The following is a 23,234-nucleotide window of genomic DNA, read 5'->3' as shown; positions in this document are numbered from 1 at the left end:
AGGCGAGCACCATGGATTTTACGCTTACGGCGTCGCAGCAAAAATACGTCAAGGAAGCGCGCACGGTGGCTGCCATGATCGCCCCGGGATACAAGCAACGGGAGATTGACCGGGCCATCGCGCCGGAACTTCGCCTTGAAATCGGTGGGCGCGGACTTATCGCCCCCGAACTGCCGGTGGAACTTGGCGGACGCGGAGAGCGCCGCCTGACCTCGGGACTGATCACCGAGGAAATCGCCCGCGGCGACTTCAACGTGGCCTATCTGCAGGTGGTCGGCTCCCTTGTCGGCCAGATCCTGGCCAAAAGCGCCACCCCGGCGGTGGCCTCCCGCTGGGTGCCCAAGATCGCCAGCGGCGAGGAGATCGTCGCCATCGGCCTCTCGGAACCCGGTGCGGGCTCCGACGCCGGCAACCCGTCCCTGACAGCACGTCGCGAGCGCGGCGGATGGGTCCTGAACGGCACGAAATCCATGTCCTTCGCCAAACAGTGTGGCGCCACGGTTGTCTTCGCCAAGACTGATCCGGAACAGCGCCGGGGTCGTGGCATCAGCGCCTTCCTGGTCGACATGGCCGGGGACGGCCTGGAAATTGAGGGCGTCAATGACATGGGCACCCGGGCCGTCACGCGCGGCTTTGTGCACTTTTCGGACGCCTGGATTCCGGAGGAGCACCTCATTGGCGACGAGGGTGCTGGCTTCACCCAGGTGATGCAGGGCTTTGACTTCAGCCGGGCCCTCATCGGCCTGCAGTGCATTGGTGCGGCCGCCGTGACCGTGGAGGAAACCTGGGCGCATGTCTCCTCCCGCCAAGCCTTCGACCAGCCGCTGAGCAAATTCCAGGGCGTTGCCTTCCCCCTGGCCGAAAGCGAAACCCTGCTGACCGCAGCAAGGCTGCTGTGCCACCAGACGCTGTGGCTCAAGGACGAGGGCCTGCCGCACACCTCCCAGGCCGCCATGTGCAAATGGTGGGCCCCCAAAACCGCCTACGACGTCATCAACTCCTGCCTGCTGCTGCACGGCCAGTTTGGCTACATCCAGGATCTGCCCATCGAACAACGCATGCGGGACGTCCTGGGCCTGCAAATCGGCGACGGCACCGCCCAAATCATGAAACTCATCATCGCCCGGCAATCCGTCGGCCGCGAGTTCGCGCCCTAAACAGGCGCACCGCCACCCACACCACCCCTCAACTGCAAGGAAGCAAACAATGGGAAAGCTTGAGAACAAAATTGCCATCGTGACAGGTGCTGGAAGCGGCATTGGCCGCGGCATCGCCGAAAAACTGGCTGCCGAAGGCGCCACGGTCGTCGTCGGGGACATCAACTCCGACGCCGCCCGGGAAACAGCAACTGCGCTGGGCAACAACTCCATCGGTGTCAGCGCCGACGTCACCAACCGCGAATCCGTGGACGCCATGGTCGCAGGGGTCGTAGAGAAGTTCGGCCGCATCGACATCCTCGTCAACAACGCCGGCTGGGACAAAGTTGAACCCTTCCTGAAAAGCAAGGTGCCCGACTGGGACCGTGTCATCGCCATCAACCTCTACGGGACGCTGCACTGCAGCCAGGCCGTGCTGGCCGTCATGGCCGAACAAGGCCATGGCGCAGTCATCAACATTGGCTCGGACGCCGGCCGGGTCGGTTCCTCCGGGGAAGCCGTCTACTCGGCGGCCAAGGGCGGCATCATTGCCTTTACCAAGACAGCTGCCCGTGAAATGGCGCGCAACAAGGTCACCGTGAACTGTGTGAGTCCCGGTCCCGCCGACACCCCGCTCTTTGCCGGCATCAGCGCCGAGAACCCGAAACTGCGTGAGGCACTGGAACGGGCCATCCCCCTGCGCCGGCTGGCCCAGCCTGCCGACCTGGCCAACGCCGTCGCCTTTTTCGCCTCCGATGAAGCAGCCTTCATCACCGGCCAGACGCTGTCCGTCAGCGGCGGCCTCACCATGAGCTGACCCCAAACCGGGGTTCGGCCATCTCTCAATGACGAGTGTGAAGGGTTAGCACCATGACTTTTGAAACCATCCTGACGCCTGAGCAGACGGAGCGCTTCACGGCGTCCGGCGACTGGCAAAACAAGACGCTGACGGACTTTTTGGACCAGGCAGCCGCAACGACGCCGGACAAAACGGCAAGCGTCGACGCCCGCCGCAGCATCAGCTACGCGGAGCTGAAGCAGCAGGTGGACAGGTGCGCCCTCGGCCTGCTGGAGCTGGGCGTGTCACCAGGGGACGTCGTGTCGATCCAGCTGCCCAACTGGATCGAATGGCTGGTTGTCCACTACGCAGCCGTGCGGATCGGGGCGGTGACCAATCCCTTGATTCCCGTGTACAGGGACCGCGAAATCGGGTTCATGATGGAGCGCGCCAAAACGAAGGTGCTCGTCGTCGCGCAAAGCTTCCGCGGCTTTGACTTTCCTTCCATGATTGACCGGCTGCGGCCTGGACTGCCCAGCCTTGAACACGTACTGGTGGTCGACGCCGCCCCCGGTTTGGCCGGGGGATTCACCAGTTGGGCGGAGTTCATGGAGACCCCGTGGGAGGGCCGCCGCGACCCCGCTGGTCTGGCAGTCCTGCGGCCGGATCCCAACAGCCTCTCGCTGCTCATCTTCACCTCCGGAACCACCGGCCAGCCCAAGGGTGTCATGCACACCCACAATACGTTGGTGGCCGGCAGCGTGCCGTGGCCTGACAGGCTCGGCATGGACACGTCAGCCGTGATCCACATGGCGTCAACCTTTGCGCACCTGACAGGCTACCTTTACGGTGTATCCCTGCCGCTCCAGCTCGGGGCCACCGGCATCTTCCAGGACGTGTGGAAGGCCGAGACGTTTGTTGAACTCGTGGAAAAACACGGCATCCAGCACACATCCGGCGCCACACCGTTCCTGCACGACCTCCTGGAAGCCAGCAACCTGGCCGACCACGATGTCTCCTCACTGAAGCGCTTTTGCTGCATGGGCGCACCCATTCCGCGCGTTATGGTTCGGCAGGCCCACGAGGAACTGCCGGGAATGAGCGTCTTTGGCGGCTGGGGCCAGACCGAATGCGGGCTTGTCACCATGGGCAGCCCCAGCGATCCCGTTGAAAAGATCATCACCAGTGACGGGCGGGCGCTGGGCGGCATGACGATCCGCATCGTCGACCTGGACGGGGCCGTGCAAGCAGCAGACATGGAGGGCCGCCTGCAAATCCAGGGCCCCTTCCTGTTCCAGGGCTACCTTGGCCAGCTTGAATCAACCCGGGAGCTGTTTGACGGGGACTGGTTCGACACGGGGGATCTGGGCAGCATCGACGCGGACGGCTACCTCAAGATCGCCGGCCGCACCAAGGACGTCATCATCCGCGGCGGCGAGAACATTCCCGTGGCCTATGTTGAGAACGTGCTCTACGAACACCCCGACATCGATGCCGTCGCCGTGGTTGCCATCCCGCACCAGCGACTGCAGGAGACAGCCTGCGCTGCAGTGATTCTCAAGGACGGTGCACCGGACTTCACTTTCGCCGACATGCAGCAGTTCCTGAACGGGAAGGGCGTCGCCAAGCCATATTGGCCCGAGCGGCTGGAAGTCGTCGCCGATTTTCCCAGGACACCGTCGGGCAAGATTCAAAAATTCCAGCTGCGCGACCGCTTCACCGCCTCGGAAAGCGTCACTCGGGCCGCTGTGGCCACCGATGCCAACACCCCAAAGGAAACACGATGACCACCAACACCACACCCTCCGGGACCACACAGGCCAAATCGTCGTCGGCCAGTACCGCACAGCGTTCGGACGTGCTCAACCTTGACGCGCTGCTCAGCGCCGAAGAGCTGGAACTGCGCGCCACCGTGCGCCGCTTTGTGGACGAACGCATCCGTCCCAACATTGCCGCCTGGTACGAGGACGCGGTGTTCCCCGTTGAAATCGTGAAGGAAATGGGTGCCCTGGGCCTGCTGGGCATGCATCTGGACGGCTACGGCTGTCCGGGCCGGTCCGCCGTCGAATATGGCATCGCCGCCATGGAACTGGAAGCCGGCGATTCCGGCCTGCGCACCTTCGTCAGTGTGCAGGGCTCCCTGGCCATGAGCGCCATCCACAAATGGGGCTCCGAGGAGCAAAAGAACAGGTACCTGCCCGGCATGGCCAAGGGCGAGATCATCGGCTGCTTCGGCCTGACCGAACCAACAGCCGGCTCCGACCCGTCCTCCATGGCCACCTTCGCCCAGCGCGACGGCGACGGCTGGGTGCTCACAGGCGCCAAGCGCTGGATCGGGCTGGCCTCGATCGCCCAGATCGCAGTCATCTGGGCCATGACCGACGACGGCGTCCGCGGCTTCCTGGTGCCCACGGACACCCCCGGGTTCACCGCCACCCCGATCCAGGGGAAACTCTCGATGCGGGCCTCCATCCAATGCGACCTCAGCTTCGAGGACGTCCGCCTGCCGGCCGATGCCCTGCTGCCCGGCGCCAAGGGCCTGCGCGGTCCCTTCTCCTGCCTGAACGAGGCCCGCTATGGCATCATCTGGGGTGCCATGGGCGCCGCCCGGGACAGTTACGAGGCAGCCCTGGACTATTCCCTGGAGCGGCTGCAGTTCGACAAGCCACTGGCCGCCTACCAAATCACGCAGCAGAAACTTGTCAACATGCTCCTGGAAATCCAGAAGGGCACATTGCTTGCCATCCACACCGGGCGCATGAAGGATGCCGGCACCTTGGAGCCGGTGCAGATCTCCGTGGGCAAGCTGAACAACTGCCGGGAGGCCATCCAGATCTGCCGCGACGCCCGGGCCATCCTCGGCGGAAATGGCATCACACTGGACTACTCGCCGCTGCGCCATGCCAACAACCTCGAATCGGTGCGCACCTATGAGGGCACCGACGAGGTCCACACCTTGATTCTGGGCAGCCACATCACCGGCATCCCGGCCTTCCGCTAGGAGTCCCATGAACCACGAAACGATCCTCACCGACATCCGCGACGGGCTCGGCATCATTACCATCAACCGGCCGGAATCCCGCAACGCCCTGAGCCGGACGGTGCTGGCGGAGATCGCCGCCGCGCTGGCGGCGTTCCGTAACAATCCCGACGTGGGCGTGGTGGTCTTCACCGGCGCCGGCGACAAGGCGTTCGTGGCGGGCGCCGACATCAACCAGCTCGTTGGCTACACCATGCTGGACGGGCTGACCGCTGCGATGGCCACGCTCTACGACTCCATCGAGTCGTACGAAAAGCCCACGATCGCTGCCATCAACGGTTTCGCTCTGGGCGGCGGCAACGAACTGGCAATGTCCTGCGACATTCGCATCGCTTCCGCCAATGCGCGCTTCGGACTGCCCGAGACAAACCTGGGCGTGCTGCCCGGGGCGGGCGGCACCCAGCGGCTGTCCCGGCTGGTGGGCAAGGGACGCGCCGTCGAACTTATCCTGACGGGGCGCATCTTCGACGCGGAAGAGGCCCTGCGCATCGGGCTCGTCACCGAGGTGACCGAACCGGGGGAGCTGATGGCCGCCGTCGAACGGACAGCCGGGCTCATCCTGGCCAAGGGTCCGCTGGCCATCCGCCTCGGCAAGCTCGTCATCAACAACGGCAGCGAGACGGACCTGCGCACCGGACTGCTGTTGGAGCGCCTGGCACAGTCGCTGCTGTACACCAGCAACGACAAGGCCGAAGGTGCCTCCGCGTTCCTGGAAAAGCGGCCCGCCAAATTCGAGGGGAACTGACATGGACGTCAACAACATCCTGGTGGTCGGCTCAGGAGCCATGGGTTCGCAGATCGGCATGGTCGCGGCCCTGGCCGGTTACCAGGTCACGGTGCAGGACATCTCGGCCGCCATGCTGGAACAGGCGGATGCACAGCTGCGCTCCCGCATGGACACCAGCGTGGCCAAGGGGCGGCTGAGCCGGGAGGATGCCGACGCGGCCCTGGGAAGGCTGAGATTCTCCGCCGACCTGGCCACGGCCGCCGCCAACGCCGACCTGGTCATCGAGGCGGCAACGGAGAAGCTGGACATCAAGCGGGGGATCTTCACCGCCCTCGATGCGGCAGCCCCTCCGCACGCAATACTTGCCACGAACTCATCCACGTTCGGCTCCTCCAAGGTTGCCGATGCCACGGGACGGCCGGAACAGGTGTGCAACATGCATTTCTTCAACCCCGCCCTGGTCATGAAGTGCGTTGAAGTGGTCCGCCACGAAGGCACCTCCCAAGACACGATTGACACGGTCCTGGCGGTTGCCACACGCATGGGCAAGGCGCCGGTGCTCATCGAAAAGGAGATCCCGGGCTTTGTGGCCAACCGGCTCATGGGCGCCATCCGCGACGAGGCGCTGCGGCTGTATGCCGGCGGGATCGCCAGTTTCGAGGACATCGACACGGCGGCCAAAACTGCGCTGGGCCACCCCATGGGCCCCTTTGAGCTCATGGACCTGGTGGGCCTGGATGTCAGCCACCAGATCCGCCAGGCCACCTTCGCCGAGACGGGCGATCCGGCCGACCTGCCGCATCCTGCCCTGACGGAATTGGTGGAACGCGGGGATTTCGGCCGCAAGAGCGGTAAGGGCTGGTACAGCTATGACGGGGAACAAAAATGAGCACGCATGACGAACTGACGGCTGCCCTTGCCCGAGGACTGACCGAGGCCAGGGACACCGACTACTACCTGCTCTTCGACAAGCTGGGCCCGGCCGAAAAGGCTGTCAAGGACAAGGTGCGCGGCTTCGTCAACACGAGGCTGCTGCCCGTCATCAACGACTACTGGGAGCGGGCGGAATTCCCGCACGAACTCGTGCCCCCGCTGGCGGAGCTTGGCATCATCGGTTCCACCATTGACGGGTACGGCTGCCCTGGCCTAAGCCGGCTGGGCGCGGGCATGGCCACGGTGGAAATGTCGCGCGGGGACGGCTCCATGAACACGTTCATCGGCGTCCAGTCGAACCTGACCATGGGCACCATCAACATGCTCGGCAGCGAGGAGCAAAAACAGCGCTGGCTCCCGCGCATGGCCACGCTGGAGCTCATCGGCGCCTTTGCCCTGACCGAACCCGGCCACGGCTCCGACTCCGTGGGGCTGGAAACCACGGCCCGCCGCGAGGGGGACCACTGGGTCCTCAACGGCCGCAAGCGCTGGATCGGCAACGCCAGCTTTGCCGACGTCGTGGTGGTGTGGGCCCGTGACGAGGCCGATGGCAAGGTCAAGGCCTTCGTGCTTGAGAAGCACGACGGCGCGTACCCGGCCGGGTACCGGGCGGACCTCATCACCGGCAAGATCGGCAAGCGTGCGGTGCTCCAGCCCGACATCGTGTTGGAGAATGTCCGGGTGCCGGCCGAAAACCGCATCGCCAACGCGCACTCATTCAGGGATGCCTCGGCCGTGCTGGCCTCGACCCGCGGCGGCGCGTCGTGGGAGAGTTTGGGGCACGCCACGGCTGCGTATGAGGCCGCCGTGACGTACGCGCTGGTCAGGGAACAGTTCGGCAGCCCGATTGCCAGCTACCAGCTGGTCCAAAACAAGCTCGCCAACATGCTGGCCGAGCTGACGGCCATCCAGCTGATGTGCTTCCGCATGGCCGAGCTGCAGGAGTCGGGCCAGTGGAGCGGCACCATGGCCTCGATCGCCAAGATGCACAGCGCCCAAAAGGGCCGCTGGATCTGCCAGGAGGCCCGCGACATCCTGGGCGGCAACGGCCTGCTGCTCGACTTCCATGTGGCCAGGCACCTGACAGACATGGAAGTGGTCCACACCTACGAAGGCACCGACTCCATCCAGTCGCTGCTCATCGGCCGGGACATCACCGGCATTTCGGCCTTCAAATGAGCGCGCCACAGGAACAGGGGTCCGGCATGAACGGCGCCTTCAGCGGACGCGGGGTGCTTGTCGTTGGCGGCGGCGGAATTGGCTCCCAGGTGTGCCGCGACCTTGCCGCCGCGGGTGCCCGAGTGTACTTCACGTACCACAGCAACACCGCCGGGGCGGGTGATTTGGCGGCCGAACTGCCGGCGGGGAGCTGCGCCGGGTACGCGGCGCTGGACGCCACTGATGATGCCGCCGTTGAGAGGGTGGTGGAGGCGGCACACCGGAAATTGGGCAGGGTGGACACCCTCGTCGTGACTGCCGGGCACCGGCACCCGCTGGCACTTTTTCAGGACACGACGGCGGCCACCACCGCCGGGATCGTTGCCACCGAACTCGGCGGCCCCATGAACGCTGTCCGTGCGGTGTTGCCTGCCATGGCGGCCGCCGGGTTTGGCCGGATCGTCCTGGTTGGATCGGACAGCGGGAAAACCGGGTCCGTGGGCGACGCGGCCTCGTCCGCGGCCCGGGGCGGCCTGATCGCCTTTGCCAAGTCAATTGCCAGGGAAAACGCCGCAACTGACGTCACCGTCAACGTCGTCTGCCCGGGACCGACGGACACCGACCTCCTGGCCGGGATGACCGCAGCGGAGGGCCTCACCGGGAAGGTGATGAACGCCGTCGTGCGTGCAGTGCCCAAGCGCAGGCTCGGCACTGTCACCGAAATTTCCGGTGCGGTTGTCTACCTGGCCGGCGCGGATGCCGGCTTCATCACGGGTCAGGCCGTCAGCATCAGCGGCGGCCTGACGATGCAGTAGGGAGCTGCCGTGGGCATCGACATGGATCTTGTGGGCACATCGCTTGGGACGGTCCGGCGCACGTGGGACGCCGACACCGCCATGCTGTACGCCCTCGGCGTCGGTGCGGGGGCCGGCTTCGGGGACCGGGAGCTGGCGTTCACCACCGAGAACAGCGCCGGTGTCCCGCAGCGGGTCCTACCCGGGTTCGCCACGGTGTTGGGGTTTCCGGCTGCGGGACTCCTCGGCCAGGGCGGACTGCCAGGTCATGATGTGCCCGGTCATGCTGGACCGCCCAGCCTGGGTGTGTCCGGTGACGAGGGCGCGTGCGGCGGAACCGGCGTGCATGGCGGGCCGCATATCTTTGGCTGGTTCCCGGCGTCCTCCGTCCTGCACGCCGGACACGGGCTGGAACTGCACAGACCATTGCCTGCATCCGGTGCGGGCAACGTGTCGGCCGTTGTCACCGCGGTGCACGACACCGGCGCACACGCACTTGTCACCGTCACCACTGAACTCAGGGGAATTGCAGCTGGGGGAACCACGGTGGACGGCGGGGGCGTCACTGCGGAAGGTCGGCTCCTGGCAACCAACCGTGCAATCTTCCTGGTCCGCGGGGCGGGCGGGTTTGGCGGCCCGCGGCCGGAACCGGCGAGGTGGCACGTGCCGGGACGGGCGTCCGACGCCGTCGTCGACCTTGCCACCAGCCCAACCCAAGGCTTGCTGTACCGCCTGAGCGGGGACCGGAACAGGCTGCACTCGGACCCGGCAGCTGCACGGGAAGCCGGTTTCGACCGGCCGATCCTGCACGGATTGTGCACCTACGGCTTCGCCGCCAGGGCACTGCTGCACACCGCCTGCAACGGCGACCCGGCACAATTCGGCACGATGTCAGCCCGGTTCACGCATCCGGTATTTCCCGGCGACAGCCTGGCGGTCAGGATCTGGGACGATAAGGACCTGGTGCGGTTTCAGGTGCTTGCCGGCGGGCGCGTGGTCCTGGACCACGGTATTTTCAATCGACATGACAAACATTGACAAAGGAGTCACAAATGACTGAGGCATTTCTGATCGGCGGCGCCCGAACCCCCGTGGGCCGCTACGGCGGCGCACTGTCCAGCGTGCGACCGGATGACTTGGCCGCGCTGGTCGTCAAGGAGGCAGTGCTGCGTGCCGGGATCGACCCCGACACGGTTGATGAGGTGATCCTGGGCAATGCCAACGGGGCGGGGGAGGAGAACCGCAACGTGGCCAGGATGGCATGGCTGCTGGCAGGCTTTGCCGACCACGTGCCCGGCCTGACAGTCAACCGCCTGTGTGCATCCGGCCTGAGTGCCGTGATTCTGGCGTCCCAAATGATCAAGTCGGGTGCTGCTGACATTGTGGTCGCCGGGGGAGTGGAGTCCATGAGCCGGGCTCCCTGGGTGCAGGCCAAACCCACCCAGGCGTTTGCCAAGCCTGGCGCGACTTTCGACACCTCGATCGGCTGGCGGTTCGTCAATCCCGAATTCAGCTCCGGCGCCTTGGCCCGTGGCGGCAAGATGACCATGTCCATGCCGGAAACCGCTGAGGAGGTCGCTGACGCCTACGGGATTTCCCGCGAAGACGCGGACGCATTCGCCGTCCAGTCCCACGAGCGCGCATTGGCCGCCATTGCCGCAGGGCGGCTCCGGTCCGAGATTGTGCCCGTCACTGTCAAGGGCAGGAAGGGTGACACCGTGGTTGACACGGACGAGGGCCCCCGGCCCGGGACGACCCTGGACGTGCTGGCCGGATTGCGCCCGGTGGTCAGGCCCGGCGGGGTCGTCACCGCGGGGAACGCCAGCACGCTCAATGACGGAGCCTCTGCCATTGTTGTTGCCTCCGCAGCCGCGGTGAAGAAGTACGGCCTCACGCCCCGGGGCCGAATCGTGGATGGCGCCTCGGCGGGCGTGGCCCCCGAAGTCATGGGTGTCGGGCCCGTCCCGGCCACCCACAAGGTGCTCTCCAGGGCGGGATGGAGCCTGGCCGACATTGGCGCCGTTGAACTCAACGAAGCCTTCGCCACCCAATCCCTTGCCGTGATGCGTGAACTTGGCCTGGACAACGGCATCACCAACAACGACGGCGGCGCCATCGCCCTGGGCCATCCGCTCGGCTCCAGCGGCTCACGCCTTGTCGTGACGCTGCTGGGCCGGATGGAGCGGGAGAACGTCCAGCGCGGACTGGCGACCATGTGTGTGGGAGTCGGGCAGGGGACCTCGCTGTTGATTGAGTGCCCCTGACGCTTCAACGCTCCACTGACCTTGTGTGCCTGGATCAGGGCAACCGGCCCGGGAACCTGTCCACGCCGGCGACGCCCCCAGCGTGCAGCCTGCCGGTTCGCCGCTGCGGCCCAATCATTGACACCAGGGCCGACCGCGCGGCCAAGGCAGCCTGTGCGCGGTCGGCAACGGCAAGCTTTGCATAGAGGTTGCTGAGGTAGTTGCGGACCGTCTTGGTCGAGATTCCGAGCAGTTCTGACATGTCCGACGTCGAGCGTCCCTCAGCGAGCAGCCGCAACAGTTCCTGTTCGCGGGCAGTCAGCGGCGGCAGCCGGAGCAGCGGGGGATCGCCGGCGGTGTCGTTGACGTACCCTGCCACGGTGGCGCCGAGCAGGAACTGTCCGGCGTGCGCGGCATGGATGCCCCTGACGATTTCCTCGAGCGACGCCGTCTTGCTCAGGTAGCCGGCCGCGCCGCTGCGGATGGCCGTCCACACGGATTCACTGTCCTCCAAAACACTCAGCATCAACAGCGAGGTGAACGGCGAGGCCTGCTTCAGCCGCGGAAGCGCCTCCAGCCCGCTCATCCCGGCCATGCCGATGTCAAGCAGCACGACATCCGGGCGGAGGGTGGCGATTGTGGCGAGTGCAGCCTGGGCGCTGGCCAGGTCCGCCACCACAGTAGGTCCCTCTTGCCCCTCGAGGATGGCGCGAAGCCCGGTGCGGAACACCTCATGGTCGTCCACAATCATGATTCGGATGCTCATGGCGCAGCCACCTGGCAGTGGGGCAGCATGGCCAGCACCGTGGTCCCGGTGGGCAGGGTGGGACCAACCGTCAATTTGCCGCCGCATGCCAGGACGGTCTCACGCATGCTGGCCAGCCCCAACCCCGGGACGCACTCCGGCGCGATGCCCACGCCGTCGTCGGTCACGCTTAAAATGAGGGTGTCGGCATCTGTGCTTAAATCCACGATGATGCTGGTGGCGCCGGCGTGTCGTTCGGCGTTCAACACAGCCTCAACCAGCACCTGGTAGGCGGCCAGTTCCACCGCCTGCGGCACTGCATCGTCCAGGTGCAGCCGCAACGTTACCGGGGTTCTGACGCCGACCACAAAATGTTCGACGGCGTCTGCGAACCCGTGCGTTGAAACCACATTTGGGAGCAGTGCCCGTGCCATGAGGCGCAATTGTTCGATGGCCGAGCCAACGCTCGCTTCAGCCCACTGGAGATGGCTGTGGGCGTCGGCTGTTCCGGCCAAAGCAGCCGAAATGCGGTGCCGGGCGATGGCCAGGGTGGGAACCACCTCGTCGTGCAAGGTGCTGCGCAGCTCCTTGCGTTCCTGTTCCCGGACCGTCTCCACAGCAGTCCGGGATTCCTGCAGCTCGTGGGTCAACCGCACCAAGGCCAATCCCGCGGCTATCGGTGCCACGGCGGCCTGCATGGCCCGGATTTCCCGGCGGCTCAACTGCATGCGGCCGGGGCGCAAGGTGGCATCCAGCCGTGCCACCGGACTACCGGACAGGGGATCGCACAGTTGAACACAGCCAGTCCCCGTGCGGCCCGCGACGGCGGCCATCAACGGCGGCACCGTTGAGGGCTGCCCCGCCGCTGGTGGTGCAGGGGTAGCCTGAGGTGCAGGATGCGGACCTCGGACAGCCGCAGGCGTCCCGCCAGTACTACCTCCATGCCCGGGATGACCTCAGACGGTGCGCCGGCCTCGGCCAGGACCGTTGCCAGGGCACTGCCCAGGTTTTCGGTGGGGCCGCCGGGAAGGCTGCGGTACAACAGGCGCCGGGTGGCCGGAAGCAGCACAAGGAGGGCCACCGCCGTCGTAAATGTGGCCGCCAGCCAGGGGAGCGGGCCGGCCAAAAGTGCCATGAGTCCTGTGGCCAGGACCGCACCCGTCAGGACGAGCAGGCCTGTCCTGACGGTTCGGACTGTGGCGGCGCTGAGCAAAATGGGAGACCCCCAGGCGTTGTGGCTGGTGAAGGCCGCCCCCATGGCGGCAACCACCAGCACCAGCGCGCCGGAACCCACATGAAACCAGGCCGCCCCGGCCAGTGAGCCGGCACCCGCACCGTCGAGGCCGGCGGTGGAGAGGGAGCCGGCCACGCCGACCATGCACAGCAGCACCAGTGCGGCCAGGACCAGTCGGAGCTGTCGCCGCACCGAGGGCTGCTCTTTAGGGTAGGCCCTGATCCTGCCCACAGCGATGGCGGCGAACGCAGCCACAAAGATCAGGCCCTCCAACGGCACCCAGGGAAACTGTTCGGCATCAATGGCCGAGCGCAGCGCAGGGATCCACAAACTGCCCACGGCCCACACGCTGCCGCAGGCCACTGGCAGCCACAGCCAGTCTGGACGGGGCCGCGTCCTCGGGAAGGCGGCAAACAGCCACAGAATTCCCAGTTGCGCCACCGTCGTGCAGATCCTGCCTGCAATCCCTGTTCCACCCGGGCCGGGCGGGTTTGCCATGGAGGCAGCCACCGAAATGAGCACAGCCGCGGCCGCAGCGGAACCCTGCCCAAAACGGGCCACGGCCGCAGCCAGGACCAGGGTTCCCGCCATCAGCAGCCCGGTGGCAAGCACCGAGGCCCAGGCGTACTGTGCCAATGCGACGCCATGGGATTGCAGGTCAGCCGCAGCCCCTGCATCCAAGGCGGGTGCAGCACACAGTTGACTGCACGGAAAGCTGAGCGCCTGCCACAGCCGGCGCAAACCCACAATCCCCACCACAAGGGCGAAGCAGGCCCACAGCAGCAACGATGCGGTGCGGGCAGCACGGCCGTCCATGGCTGCACTGTACACCCGGAAAGTCAACGGAGACAGGGCACATGTCCCGGCCGCCGTGGGACGGACGCCCTGCCGCCGGAACCTCCGGGACACTACTGTTCACATCAGCCGGCCAACCCCTGTCCGGCAGAAAGTGAAGGAGAGTCCGGAAATGAAGAGGCTCATGATCGGCGTGTGGGCGGCCCTGCTGGTGCCCTTTGGCCTTGCCGCTGTCAGTGGTGGCCCGACCGCGGCCTGGGGACACGTGGTGTTCCACCTGGGTTACATCACGGCCGCCGGCATTGCGGTGTTTCTGCTCCTTCGACTGCGCCGCAAAGCGACCCACAAGATGGTGCGCCTGTTAGGCCTGTTGATGGCCGGGGCGCAGCTACTGTTCATCGTTGGCCAACTCGGTGAGTTGCTGATCATCGCGCTGCAGCACGGCCCCCACCCTGGGACGGAGGCGCTGAACGACGCCCGCCACGACGTTGCTGCGATGGCACTGACTGCCCCCGGCATGCTCGGTTCGGTACTTCTTCTGCTGGCACTGACCGCGGCCGTAGTTGTGACCCACCGTCGCCCGCCAAACCTGGAGTGGAACCGTTCCACGGAGGCAGCAGTTCGCGGTAATGAGTGAGTCTGTCGGTTTCTGGAGCGCAGGATGCCGACCGCTGCGATCAGGGTACCGGCCGCCATGACCCACAGGACGGTGGATTCGATGATTTTACCGTGCACCAGCCTGTGCATCATTCCGCCCGCCGCAAACAGGGCCAGTGCCGCCCAGCGGGCCAGATGCGCCCGCAGCAGGGCGATGGGCAAGAGCAGGAATGTCCATGGTTGGGCGGCGCGGGACCCCCTTCACGGCAGCAGTGCGGCAGCGAGGGTCCCGGCAATGAAGGAGCCAAATTCCTGTGGCTGCCAGCCGCACTTGCCGACGAGGCTCTCGTGCAATCCGGGTGCGGTACAGGCGAACATGATGTCCGCTGCCCGTGCCACGTCCACGCCGGGAGCCAGGAATCCCCGGGAAGCAAGCGCCCTGGCGTTATGCAGCATCCGGTCACGGCGGGCAGCGTCGACTTCCGCCATGAGGGCTGTCATGTCCGCATCGCCCCCGGCTGCGGCGTCGCGGATGAGCAGGACCACCGGGGCAACGAGCGGGGCAACCTCCGCGCTCATCCGCCCCCACTGCTCCATGAGTTCGCGCCCGGTTGCGGCCGACGCCTGGGCATTGTTCGAACGTTCCTCAGCCGGAAGCCCGCCGGCACCCAGGAGGCTGGCTTGCTGAATGTTGCGGACCAGTCCCGGCTTGCCGCCGAAATTCTTGTATACAAACTCGGGGGACACCCCCGCCCGCCGAGCGATCTCGGCGATCGTGGTGGCGCCAAAACCCCTGTCCAAAAACAGCTCACGGGCGTGTGCCAGGACAGCACTGCGGGACGCTTCCGAACGCTCTCGGCGGCGGCTGGAATTGTAGCCGCGCGAACCATTGACCGGCTCTGACATGGGATCTATACTCCAATCATTACAGTTAACTGTATCTAAATTGATGATAGCAGCGTTCGCCTTCGGGCGGCAGTCAGGGAGCGCGACATGAACGGCCCGACAACAATGAATGACCTGCCTGACGGCCCTGTCCGCCGCCTTTTCCGCGCCACCGCCGACCATGACGTGGACGCCATCGTGGCGTGCTTTGCCGAAGACTACGTCAACGAAACACCCAACCACCCCGATCACGGCTTCACGGGCCGGGGCCAGGTCCGGAAAAACTGGACAGCGCTCTTTGCCGGCATGCCGGACCTGCGCGTCCACACGGACAACACGGCCACCGGTCCGGATGGACAGGTCTGGATTGAATGGGGCACGGCCGGGACCAGGGCCGACGGCGGCTCGGTCGCCATGGCGGGGGTGGTCATCTTCACCGTTACAGCAGACGTCATCACGGCAGCACGGTTCTACCTGGAACCCGTGGAACGCGGCTCAGGAACCGTCGAAGACGCCGTCCATGCCATGATCACGGGTGTCCCGGATGCTCCCCGGCGAGGCGCGCCGTGATCCTGGTGGCCGGCGGCACCGGCCGGCTCGGCTCGCAGGTGGTTGACCTGCTCGCGAGTGCAGGCATCCCCGTGCGTCTCATGGCGCGCGGCAGGTCGGCACCGTTCCCCGCCGGTGTGGACGGGGCCGGCGTGGACGACGGCGTCGAACGCGTCCGCGGCGACCTCGCTTCACGCCCCGATTGCGACAGCGCAGTGGCGGGTTGCGCCGCCGTGGTGTTCACTGCTTCCGGCTTTGGGTTGCGGCGGGGCGGGAACCCACGCAGCGTTGACCGCGACGGCGCCGTCAGGCTCGTCGAGGCGGCTGCCAGGGCCGGAGTCGGCCACTTTGTCATGCTTTCGATTCACGGCTCGGCAGCGGATGCGCCGCTGGGGTTCCTGCGCATGAAGCATGCTGCGGAGGAGGCGCTGATGTCCTCCGGCATGGAATGGACGGTGCTCCGGATTGGGCCGCTCCTGGAACAATTTGCCGAGGCGGTTGGGGGGCCGCTCGCTGCGACCGGGAAAGCCAGGGTGTTCGGCTCGGGGCGCGCGCCCGTCACGTTCACGGGCACCTCCGATGCGGCAGCCCTCGTGGTGGAGTCGCTGAGCAACCCGGCGCTGCGGAACCGCACTCTGGACTGGGGCAGTGTGACCACCACGCTTGACGGGCTGGCACAGGCCTTGATTGACAGGCATGGCAGCGGTTCCGTGCAGCACATCCCGACGACTGGGCTGCACCTCATGTCCATTGCGGCGGCACCGTTGTCACCCTTCATGGCGCGGATGGCCCGGGCCGCTCTGTGGATGGACAGTGGGGCATGCGCGTTTGATCCCACACCGGTCCGGGCGGAATTTCCGGCCATCCCGGTGACCGGGTTGGCTCAACTCCATGCGGCAGGCTAGGCCGCCGCATCCCACCAGAGCCGTTGTTAACGCCCCGGCAGTTATTTTTTGCGTGGGCAGTATCTGTGGCGACACTGTTTTCCGAGTCCGCCGGCGCTTCTTGCGGGAGGCCGGGTCCAGACGCCTGCTGATCATGGTCAGGGGCACGCCGACCATTGTTGCAACACCACCGACGATCAATTGCTTCTGATAGGAACTGACCTTGCTGACGAGCAGCTGGGAGGCCTCGGGCGTGTCGATGGCCATGCGCGCGGGTTTGTTGGGGTCGTAGAGAAGAGGCAGGCGCTGCCCCACCCTCCACCGTTCTTCCCTCGTGCTCTGGTAGCGCGACCACGTGGTCTGTTGGCCGCCGGTGACCGGCTCGGTGACAGGGTAGTAAGTGGTGCTCCCGCCGCCCGGGCGGGCATGCGGCGTGGAGGATCGCTTGATCTCGACGATCATCCCGACGGTGGGGGAGCCGCTTTGGTGGAGTTCCACGTCGGCCTGCCGGGCGGAGAGTGCCGAGGGCAGGTAAACGGAGCCAACAGCCAGCGAGAACAATCCCAGAAAGGCGCCGAAATAGCCCACAATTCCCAACCAAAAGCCCAGCCGTTGCCGGGCTGTGCGCTTCTTGCGCGGATGCGCCGTGCGCGGACGCTTCATCGACTGCGCGGTCCGCCGCCGCTTCACTGTTCCATTTGCCACGGCTTATATTCTGCCAGCCCTGGCACCCTGCTTGGACCAGGGAATCCCGCCAGGCGCTGTGCAGATCCACGAAACGGCCGACTCCGGCCAGCAGCTCGCCGGGGGAGCCGTGCTCCATGATCCGCCCGTCGGAGCCGGCGGATGCGTCGGAGCCAGGTGCATCCGTGCGGAGCAGCCGGCGCGGGCCCTCCTGGACCGGCCGCCCAGACGGCCCACCGATTCCTCCAGGCCTGGCCGGACGGGTGGCCCAAGCCCTTCGCGACGTGGCAGCGGGCCTCACCGCGGCCGGAGCTACTTTGGAATATGTCTTCAGGCTCACAGTTCATAGCTGGAGTTGGGCAGGCTGCTGCTGAAAACGGCCTGTCCCTGCCAATGCCGCCAGCCTCGTTATTTGCTGTCGTGCAGCTTTCGAGCCGGGTGTTCTCGTCGAAATTATGGCGACAGCCTTGCTCTGAGGACAGTATTCTGATTGGGCAGGTCTGCCCCAGCGACGCAACCACCAGGCAAGTGCATTAGCCCGCACCAACGACCATGGTGCGCATGAAGTTCTGGACCTGCTCCTGCAGCCCGTTCATGCGTCCCTGCCTGGCGGCTTCCACATCAAATCCGACGTAGGCCGGTGGTGCTGGTCGGCGGGCGTTAGTGGAGCATTCAAAGTTGGCGCACATCAGCGTCGCGATGGTGTCGCCGTTGCGTCCTGCGGCGCCGGGGCGTTTGGCGTTGAAGTACGCCACGTCGTTGGGGAGGGTTACATCCTCGCACCACGCGCACTGTGCCCGGGAGCGGGTCTTGCCCTCGACATGCCTGAACAGGATGCCGCGCGGAACGCCGTCAACCCACGCGATGACGTAACCCAAAGCGGGGTACTTGCGGTCGCGCCATCCGATGAAGTCCAGGTCGTCCCAGTGCAGGGAGTCGAAGTTCTCCGGCAGGTTGAGGTTGTTCCGCTCTCGTTGGGAGGCGTTGAGGAAGGATGAGCGAATTTGTTTTTCGGTCAGGGGAAGCATATGTGGGAGGCCTTGTCTGTTCTGCCTTGTCCGCACGATGGTGCGGCCAGGGGAATTCCGTGGAGTGGGGTCCCGACCAGAGGGCACTAAGCCTTGATCCACCGATCCGGTTTGGAGATTGTCTGAATCTCAGTTCTTGACGGTTTGGCGTTTTTGGGCAGCGGTGGGTGGCGGCCTCGCTGCCGGTGGTGTTCCACTTTTGGTTCCTTGGGTTGGGCCGGGTTCGGCTTGGTTGACGGGCTTTATGCGGCTTGTGGTGGTGCGTGGGTGGCGGTGAAGAGGTTCACCCACTCGGTTTTCCAGGGCCAGTGGTGGGGTAAGTGCAGCTGTTGGCGTCGTGCGCTGGAGGCTATTCGGGCCGGGACGTTAATGATCTTGCGGCGGATCGTGCCGGTCCTGGCCTTGGCGAAGTGGCCGGAAGCGAGGACCCCGGTGGTGCGGGTGAGGTTGTAAGCCATGACCGCTGCCACCAGCCATGCCGAGTTCGCCGCGAACTTGCCCGAGGGCAGATGGGCCAGTGCACTGTCTTTGAGATCTGCGTTGACCTGCTCGATTCGAGCATGTTTGCGATGAACCTTGTCGGCAGCAACCGCGTCAAGCTTGTCTTCGGCAATGGTGGTGAAAAAGGCATGGAACCGGTACGTGTCAAAGAGTGCCGGCTGCCCGGCTGTGGCTTTGGGGTTCAGCTCGGGGATGCGGCGCACGACCAGGCGCCCGGGGACCCGCTCGCTGCTCTTTCTGGAGGAAAACGCGGTGAACGGGATCTCCGCGACTTCAGCCACAGACACCCATGCTTGGGTGTCTTCGTCATAGATGGCGTTGGTGTACTTAATGGGCGTCCACGCATCCTGTGCGATCTCCGTGATCGCGCGTTTGACGGCCTTGTTCATCGGGACCGTGACCGTAACATCGGCCCCACCGGCCAACGCTGCACTGACGGAGGGGTAGCCGTAGTAGGCCGAATCAAAACGACACACCACCGGCCCCGGCGTCTTGGTTCGCTTGAGAGTGCCCAGTGCTTCCGTGACGAACTTGTTCGCACCGCGGGCGGAGTTCGCAGCCCCTTTCCGCAGGCGCTGGCCAATGATGACGGGGGCAGTGTCTTCCCGGGACGCGGTCGCCAACACGGCATTCAGGCCCCGGACCTTGGAATAGCCATAACCGGAACCCTGCTTCAAGTACCCATGAACTTCGACGATCGTGTCGTCAACATCAACAAAGACGAACTCGCCGTCCCCGGCCGGGGCACCGAACAAGGGTGCTTTCAGTGCCAGATTGACCAGAAACCGGGAGGCGACAGCATCGAGTTGTTTCACATGCCCGAACGTGAAGGAGCGCAGGAACGAGCCCAGCGTTGACGGGGCGTAGCAACCCTTGAAGGATTTCTTCATCCCGCCGTGGCGCAGCACGGCCATGTCATCAATGGAATCGGCCCCGGCAACCATGCCCGCCACCAGTGCAGCGACCTTCAACCCGGAGTTCGCTCCCTTGTCCGACGGGACCGTGAGCCACTCATCAGCCAGGGAATGCAGGCCCGCATCCTGGGCCAAACGCATCACCGGAACCAGTCCCGTGGACGACACAAGGTTCTCCTCATCAAAGGAAACTGACACGGCCGTGCGGGTATGGGAAACTAACATCTACGAGATGTCCTCTTTTAGGTATGAAAATTTGACTGTGGTAAGCCATATTTTCCCCTAAAAGACGGGCATTTCGTGTTTAAACCGCCGAGCAACCCCCAAAACCTATCGGTGGATCAAGGCTAAGGGGCCGAGACGGTGACGCTGCGCAGTGCACAGCGAAAAAGCACTGGTGGCGGAGCAGCGCTATCTGGTGCCGGCGAACAAAACGCCAGCAACCTCCAAACGCCCTGCAGGCACGGAATTCATCAAGGGGAGTAACACGTTCGACAGTCTATACCCGCTGATCGGCGTGCTTCAGGGCACAGGTCGAAGCTGAATTGGGGTCAGGCCCTGCCGGGAGCGCCCCGCTGGTGCCGGCAACCGCCGGTTCTGTGCACCGCGCACGCAGAAGACGGTTTGTGGGACCGCCGACAATTTTGTCCCAGTGCCCCGCCAGAAGTTGAATGTTGCTGCCAAGCCGGGATGTCATACCATCAACCACGGTAGCGCCGGACGAAGCCCAAATTTCCACCACCCGCTTGTGCCGACGCACCCATTCCATCCGCATGCTGATGTTAGTTCCAGCCTTAGCGGCGGTGGTGGGTCGTTGGTTTGGGGATGCCGTGGTGGTAGGTGTTGCGGCGGGGTGTTTGGCTGGGATCGATCAGGTAGGGGGCGGTGAAGTATGGTGTCCCGTCAATGAGTTGCATGGTCCAGTCGCTGTGATGGATCAGGCCGTGGTGGCGGCTGCAGAGCAGAGCCCCGTTCTCGATACTTGTTTCTCCGCCGTCCTGCCAGGGCAGGATGTGGTGGGCTTCGCACCAGGTTGCCGGGGCTCTGCAGTCGGTGAAACAGCATCCCAAGTCACGCGCGAGCAGGAGCTTGCGCTGTACCGGGGTGAACAGGCGCTGGGTCCGGCCCACGCTGAGGATTTCTTGTCCTTCTCCCATGCCCAGACGGGTGATTTCGGGATCGCACAAGGACTGGTCGAACAACGCAAGCGGGACCGGTCCGTTGTATGTGGTGAATGCCGTGCCGGTCCCGTCGTTGCGTTCCAGGTCTTCTTGGGAACAGGTGATGATCAGTTGCGTCTTGAGTCCGCCGTTTAGCGGCAGTTTGTCGGTGCGGGCTGCCAGCTTGACGCAATCCAGGAGCCCTTCCAGGAGCTTTTGCCCGTAGGTGCGGTCATCCCTTGGCACCGGGTCGGTGCTGGCAGGATCAATCGGATCCAGCCCTGCCAACATTTCCCCAGTACCGGGGAACGGAATCCGCACCCCGTCGACCACCCTCGACTCTCCGGCCCTGCCATCGGCACCTACCGCCAGGGGTCCGCTGTCCTCAAACAAAGGCTCACGCCCTGAATCCCCAAGGCCGGAATCATCCCTACTGCCGGAATCCCCGCTGCCGTGGTCGGCACGGCCTGGCTCGGTACGGTGGTCGTCGGCACGGCCTGGTGTTGGGGTGCCGGAGTCAGAAGTACTTGGCTGCGCCACAGGTGAATCTGGTGGTTGTTCCCAGATGTTGAAGTCGTCCCCGCCGGTTATTTTTGGTTTCCACATGCTCGGTCCGGCTGGTTCTGGCTTGAACCAGAACCATTTCTCACCCTCGTACTTGGGTGCCAGCGCGTGTGCGGGCGCATCGGCTGGGCGTGGCGGGATCTCCCAGTCCTCCAATTGCCGACGCCAGCCGTTGGCACCGACGCGCCTCGGCCCGCCTGGTTTCCCGTGGTCCCCGGTCGGCTCATCCGCCGAAACCCCGAACGGGCTCCGCTGTTGGGATCGGGCAGACGGTGCCGGGCGCGGCTGCGCTGTCCCAAACCCACCAGACTGCCCAGATTCACCTGGCTGACTTGGTTGTTCCGGCGGTCGCGGTGGTGACGCTGGTTGCTGTGCCGGCCGAGCGGACTCGCGCTCCCCGCCACGTGCCTGTTGCTCTGCGTTGCCGGGCTGGGCCGCCGCCCCGGGATCCATGCCTTCGGAGGCCGTCGGATCCTCACTGATGTCCTGTTGCGCATTGACCGGTCCGGGGCTGGCGTTGAACAAACCGATAACCGAATTCAACTGATCAAAGAGCGCACCCTGCCCATCACCTGCGCCGCCGAGGTCACTGCCGGGGCACTCACCATTGCCGGCTGGGGGCGCGTTGGCACCGGCAACCCCGGGACCACCACCCTGACCGCCTCGATCGTCCTGATCATTGTGATGGTCTTGTTCTCCCTGACGACCTTGCTTGTTCTGCCCACCCTGACTGTCCTGTTGCGCCGGGGTGCCGGTGGCATCGGAGTTGATGGTGTTGATGTCTGAATGTTTATTGGGGTTGGTCGCGGTGCCAATGGCGGCCATGAGTTGTTCATGCTGGGCGATCGTCATGTGCCCGTCGAAGTGGATTAATCCATGCCGGGGTTTGCGGAAGAACAAGCCCTGCTTCGCGACTAAATCCGCGTGGCTGGGTTTTTGCCCGTCCGGGTCCAGCAGGCTCATGATCCGGTTGCCGATCTGGCGCAGAAAATCAGGGCTGTCTTCGCGGCCCGATCTGACCAGGGTTTCCTGAACCTCTTCGCAGCGTTCAGGAGTGATCCGCCCGTTGTCCGCCAATCGGCAGGCTTCATCAGCAAATTTAGTAATCATGACGGCTTGTTCCTGCGCGATCTCGCCCTTGAAGAAAGCCTCGCCCAGCAAGGGCTGCGTCGGCGGTGCCAGAATACCGGTCAAGGAATCCACGGTCGGCAACACGGCCTCGGCCAAGGTGATCCTGCGGCGAGCTTCCCCGATGCTGATCTTCAACGACTGAACCAACAAATCAGCAGCACCGCTGGCACCCGTGGAGGTATACCTGCCGACCCCGGCACGCTGGGCCAGTTCAGCAGCAGCGGCAACACTCAGCGCCTGCTGAAACGTACCCAACCGTTCCAAGTCCTGAGCCCACCGCACACACTCCTTATCCGTCAAAGCACCCAGATCCATCCCAAACGGAACCCCGCCAGAAGAAGAAGCGCCAGAAGCGGAGCCACATGAGCCTGATGCGCCGGCGCGGTCAGAGACGGTTTTGGAAGCGGCCTGCACCAGCACGCCAGCAAGATTCAACAGTTGGTGAACGTGTTCACCAACCCGGAAATCCTTTGAATCAGATACCAACATACCCGGCATCCTCGCCGCTTGCTCCATACAAAAATTCTATAAGCAGGGTCTGACATTCACCGCCGAAACCGCCCATCCGTGGACCAACGAACAACCAGCACCCCCTGTGAGGGAACCAACCAGCGAAGAGTGCCGCAACAGGACGGCAAACCGGTTCAGATCAACCTCGTCGAACCCTAGTTACACGCCGGACCCGAATGACAGGAATGAACACAAGCACTGCCAGCAACGGGAGTCTGCCCGGCTCCTGTGCAGAGCGCTGGGA

General features: G+C 64.9%; 20 protein-coding genes and 1 pseudogene. 13 read left to right on the top strand and 8 right to left on the bottom strand.

The window, feature by feature from the left end; all coding sequences use genetic code 11:
- Nucleotides 1–11: 11 nt before the first annotated feature.
- From AC1L6K_RS13810 to AC1L6K_RS13765, 10 genes are read left to right on the top strand one after another with little or no spacing between them, the layout of a single operon-like run.
- Entirely contained in the window at nucleotides 12–1,157 is a 1,146-nt protein-coding gene (locus AC1L6K_RS13810) for an acyl-CoA dehydrogenase family protein (protein WP_480949437.1), read from the top strand.
- A 49-nt stretch (nucleotides 1,158–1,206) separates the two neighbouring features.
- A complete protein-coding gene (locus tag AC1L6K_RS13805; RefSeq protein WP_480949436.1) occupies nucleotides 1,207–1,953 on the top strand; it encodes an SDR family NAD(P)-dependent oxidoreductase in 747 nt (248 codons plus the stop codon).
- A gap of 53 nt (nucleotides 1,954–2,006) precedes the next feature.
- Nucleotides 2,007–3,701: an AMP-binding protein gene (locus AC1L6K_RS13800; RefSeq protein WP_480949435.1), complete on the top strand. Its 1,695-nt coding sequence runs from the start codon at nucleotides 2,007–2,009 to the stop codon at nucleotides 3,699–3,701.
- Nucleotides 3,698–4,915, top strand: a complete 1,218-nt coding sequence (locus AC1L6K_RS13795; RefSeq protein WP_480949434.1) for an acyl-CoA dehydrogenase family protein — start codon at nucleotides 3,698–3,700, stop codon at nucleotides 4,913–4,915. Before AC1L6K_RS13800 ends, AC1L6K_RS13795 begins: the two co-directional genes overlap by 4 nt.
- A gap of 7 nt (nucleotides 4,916–4,922) precedes the next feature.
- A complete protein-coding gene (locus tag AC1L6K_RS13790; protein ID WP_480949433.1) occupies nucleotides 4,923–5,699 on the top strand; it encodes an enoyl-CoA hydratase/isomerase family protein in 777 nt (258 codons plus the stop codon).
- A 1-nt stretch (nucleotide 5,700) separates the two neighbouring features.
- Entirely contained in the window at nucleotides 5,701–6,570 is an 870-nt protein-coding gene (locus AC1L6K_RS13785) for a 3-hydroxyacyl-CoA dehydrogenase family protein (protein WP_480949432.1), read from the top strand.
- On the top strand, nucleotides 6,567–7,793 hold the full coding sequence (locus AC1L6K_RS13780; protein WP_480949431.1) for an acyl-CoA dehydrogenase family protein: 1,227 nt from the start codon (nucleotides 6,567–6,569) through the stop codon (nucleotides 7,791–7,793). The genes AC1L6K_RS13785 and AC1L6K_RS13780 overlap by 4 nt, the downstream gene beginning before the upstream one ends.
- Nucleotides 7,790–8,587 carry an SDR family NAD(P)-dependent oxidoreductase gene (locus tag AC1L6K_RS13775; RefSeq protein ID WP_480949430.1) on the top strand — a complete coding sequence of 266 codons (798 nt, stop codon included), beginning with the start codon at nucleotides 7,790–7,792 and terminating at the stop codon, nucleotides 8,585–8,587. The genes AC1L6K_RS13780 and AC1L6K_RS13775 overlap by 4 nt, the downstream gene beginning before the upstream one ends.
- 9 nt (nucleotides 8,588–8,596) lie before the next feature.
- Nucleotides 8,597–9,604 carry a MaoC/PaaZ C-terminal domain-containing protein gene (locus tag AC1L6K_RS13770; RefSeq protein ID WP_480949429.1) on the top strand — a complete coding sequence of 336 codons (1,008 nt, stop codon included), beginning with the start codon at nucleotides 8,597–8,599 and terminating at the stop codon, nucleotides 9,602–9,604.
- Nucleotides 9,605–9,618: 14 nt separating this feature from the next.
- Nucleotides 9,619–10,830, top strand: a complete 1,212-nt coding sequence (locus tag AC1L6K_RS13765) for a thiolase family protein (protein ID WP_480949428.1) — start codon at nucleotides 9,619–9,621, stop codon at nucleotides 10,828–10,830.
- A gap of 34 nt (nucleotides 10,831–10,864) precedes the next feature.
- On the opposite strand, the gene AC1L6K_RS13760 is transcribed toward AC1L6K_RS13765, so the two are convergent.
- The 3 genes from AC1L6K_RS13760 to AC1L6K_RS13750 form a co-directional block, all read right to left on the bottom strand.
- Complete coding sequence (locus AC1L6K_RS13760; protein ID WP_480949427.1) at nucleotides 10,865–11,575, bottom strand: response regulator transcription factor; 711 nt, start codon at nucleotides 11,573–11,575, stop codon at nucleotides 10,865–10,867.
- Nucleotides 11,572–12,318: a sensor histidine kinase gene (locus AC1L6K_RS13755; protein ID WP_480949426.1), complete on the bottom strand. Its 747-nt coding sequence runs from the start codon at nucleotides 12,316–12,318 to the stop codon at nucleotides 11,572–11,574. The genes AC1L6K_RS13760 and AC1L6K_RS13755 overlap by 4 nt, the downstream gene beginning before the upstream one ends.
- Nucleotides 12,319–12,386: 68 nt before the next feature.
- Nucleotides 12,387–13,604, bottom strand: coding sequence for a hypothetical protein (locus tag AC1L6K_RS13750; RefSeq protein ID WP_480949425.1), 1,218 nt, complete (start codon nucleotides 13,602–13,604; stop codon nucleotides 12,387–12,389).
- Between the two features lie 151 nt (nucleotides 13,605–13,755).
- On the opposite strand from AC1L6K_RS13750, the gene AC1L6K_RS13745 reads away from it, so the two are divergent.
- Nucleotides 13,756–14,220, top strand: coding sequence for a hypothetical protein (locus AC1L6K_RS13745; RefSeq protein WP_480949424.1), 465 nt, complete (start codon nucleotides 13,756–13,758; stop codon nucleotides 14,218–14,220).
- 221 nt (nucleotides 14,221–14,441) lie between these two features.
- On the opposite strand, the gene AC1L6K_RS13740 is transcribed toward AC1L6K_RS13745, so the two are convergent.
- Nucleotides 14,442–15,086, bottom strand: coding sequence for a TetR/AcrR family transcriptional regulator (locus tag AC1L6K_RS13740; protein WP_480949423.1), 645 nt, complete (start codon nucleotides 15,084–15,086; stop codon nucleotides 14,442–14,444).
- An 87-nt stretch (nucleotides 15,087–15,173) separates the two neighbouring features.
- On the opposite strand from AC1L6K_RS13740, the gene AC1L6K_RS13735 reads away from it, so the two are divergent.
- Nucleotides 15,174–15,635, top strand: coding sequence for a nuclear transport factor 2 family protein (locus AC1L6K_RS13735; RefSeq protein ID WP_480949422.1), 462 nt, complete (start codon nucleotides 15,174–15,176; stop codon nucleotides 15,633–15,635).
- Nucleotides 15,632–16,519 carry an SDR family oxidoreductase gene (locus AC1L6K_RS13730; RefSeq protein ID WP_480949421.1) on the top strand — a complete coding sequence of 296 codons (888 nt, stop codon included), beginning with the start codon at nucleotides 15,632–15,634 and terminating at the stop codon, nucleotides 16,517–16,519. The genes AC1L6K_RS13735 and AC1L6K_RS13730 overlap by 4 nt, the downstream gene beginning before the upstream one ends.
- A 240-nt stretch (nucleotides 16,520–16,759) precedes the next feature.
- Here AC1L6K_RS13730 and AC1L6K_RS13725 read toward each other — a convergent pair.
- The 4 genes and pseudogenes from AC1L6K_RS13725 to AC1L6K_RS13710 all read right to left on the bottom strand — a co-directional run.
- Nucleotides 16,760–16,960 (bottom strand): annotated as a pseudogene (locus AC1L6K_RS13725) (DUF3592 domain-containing protein); the annotation flags it as partial.
- A 755-nt stretch (nucleotides 16,961–17,715) separates the two neighbouring features.
- On the bottom strand, nucleotides 17,716–18,210 hold the full coding sequence (locus tag AC1L6K_RS13720; protein ID WP_480949420.1) for an FBP domain-containing protein: 495 nt from the start codon (nucleotides 18,208–18,210) through the stop codon (nucleotides 17,716–17,718).
- A gap of 242 nt (nucleotides 18,211–18,452) precedes the next feature.
- Nucleotides 18,453–19,850: an IS1380 family transposase gene (locus AC1L6K_RS13715; protein WP_480949419.1), complete on the bottom strand. Its 1,398-nt coding sequence runs from the start codon at nucleotides 19,848–19,850 to the stop codon at nucleotides 18,453–18,455.
- Nucleotides 19,851–20,419: 569 nt separating this feature from the next.
- A complete protein-coding gene (locus tag AC1L6K_RS13710; protein ID WP_480949418.1) occupies nucleotides 20,420–22,744 on the bottom strand; it encodes an HNH endonuclease in 2,325 nt (774 codons plus the stop codon).
- Nucleotides 22,745–23,234: the final 490 nt, after the last annotated feature.

This window comes from Specibacter sp. BI4, assembly GCF_056680095.1.
This window is presented reverse-complemented; position numbering and strand designations above follow the sequence as displayed.

Excerpts from the sequence above, each read along its gene's own strand:
- AC1L6K_RS13810 (WP_480949437.1), top strand. The coding sequence starts at position 12 with ATGGATTTTACGCTTACGGCGTCGCAGCAAAAATACGTCAAGGAAGCG.
- AC1L6K_RS13805 (WP_480949436.1), top strand. The coding sequence starts at position 1,207 with ATGGGAAAGCTTGAGAACAAAATTGCCATCGTGACAGGTGCTGGAAGC.
- AC1L6K_RS13800 (WP_480949435.1), top strand. The coding sequence starts at position 2,007 with ATGACTTTTGAAACCATCCTGACGCCTGAGCAGACGGAGCGCTTCACG.
- AC1L6K_RS13795 (WP_480949434.1), top strand. The coding sequence starts at position 3,698 with ATGACCACCAACACCACACCCTCCGGGACCACACAGGCCAAATCGTCG.
- AC1L6K_RS13790 (WP_480949433.1), top strand. The coding sequence starts at position 4,923 with ATGAACCACGAAACGATCCTCACCGACATCCGCGACGGGCTCGGCATC.
- AC1L6K_RS13785 (WP_480949432.1), top strand. The coding sequence starts at position 5,701 with ATGGACGTCAACAACATCCTGGTGGTCGGCTCAGGAGCCATGGGTTCG.
- AC1L6K_RS13780 (WP_480949431.1), top strand. The coding sequence starts at position 6,567 with ATGAGCACGCATGACGAACTGACGGCTGCCCTTGCCCGAGGACTGACC.
- AC1L6K_RS13775 (WP_480949430.1), top strand. The coding sequence starts at position 7,790 with ATGAGCGCGCCACAGGAACAGGGGTCCGGCATGAACGGCGCCTTCAGC.
- AC1L6K_RS13765 (WP_480949428.1), top strand. The coding sequence starts at position 9,619 with ATGACTGAGGCATTTCTGATCGGCGGCGCCCGAACCCCCGTGGGCCGC.
- AC1L6K_RS13760 (WP_480949427.1), bottom strand. The coding sequence starts at position 11,575 with ATGAGCATCCGAATCATGATTGTGGACGACCATGAGGTGTTCCGCACC.
- AC1L6K_RS13750 (WP_480949425.1), bottom strand. The coding sequence starts at position 13,604 with ATGGACGGCCGTGCTGCCCGCACCGCATCGTTGCTGCTGTGGGCCTGC.
- AC1L6K_RS13745 (WP_480949424.1), top strand. The coding sequence starts at position 13,756 with ATGAAGAGGCTCATGATCGGCGTGTGGGCGGCCCTGCTGGTGCCCTTT.
- AC1L6K_RS13740 (WP_480949423.1), bottom strand. The coding sequence starts at position 15,086 with ATGTCAGAGCCGGTCAATGGTTCGCGCGGCTACAATTCCAGCCGCCGC.
- AC1L6K_RS13735 (WP_480949422.1), top strand. The coding sequence starts at position 15,174 with ATGAACGGCCCGACAACAATGAATGACCTGCCTGACGGCCCTGTCCGC.
- AC1L6K_RS13720 (WP_480949420.1), bottom strand. The coding sequence starts at position 18,210 with ATGCTTCCCCTGACCGAAAAACAAATTCGCTCATCCTTCCTCAACGCC.
- AC1L6K_RS13715 (WP_480949419.1), bottom strand. The coding sequence starts at position 19,850 with ATGTTAGTTTCCCATACCCGCACGGCCGTGTCAGTTTCCTTTGATGAG.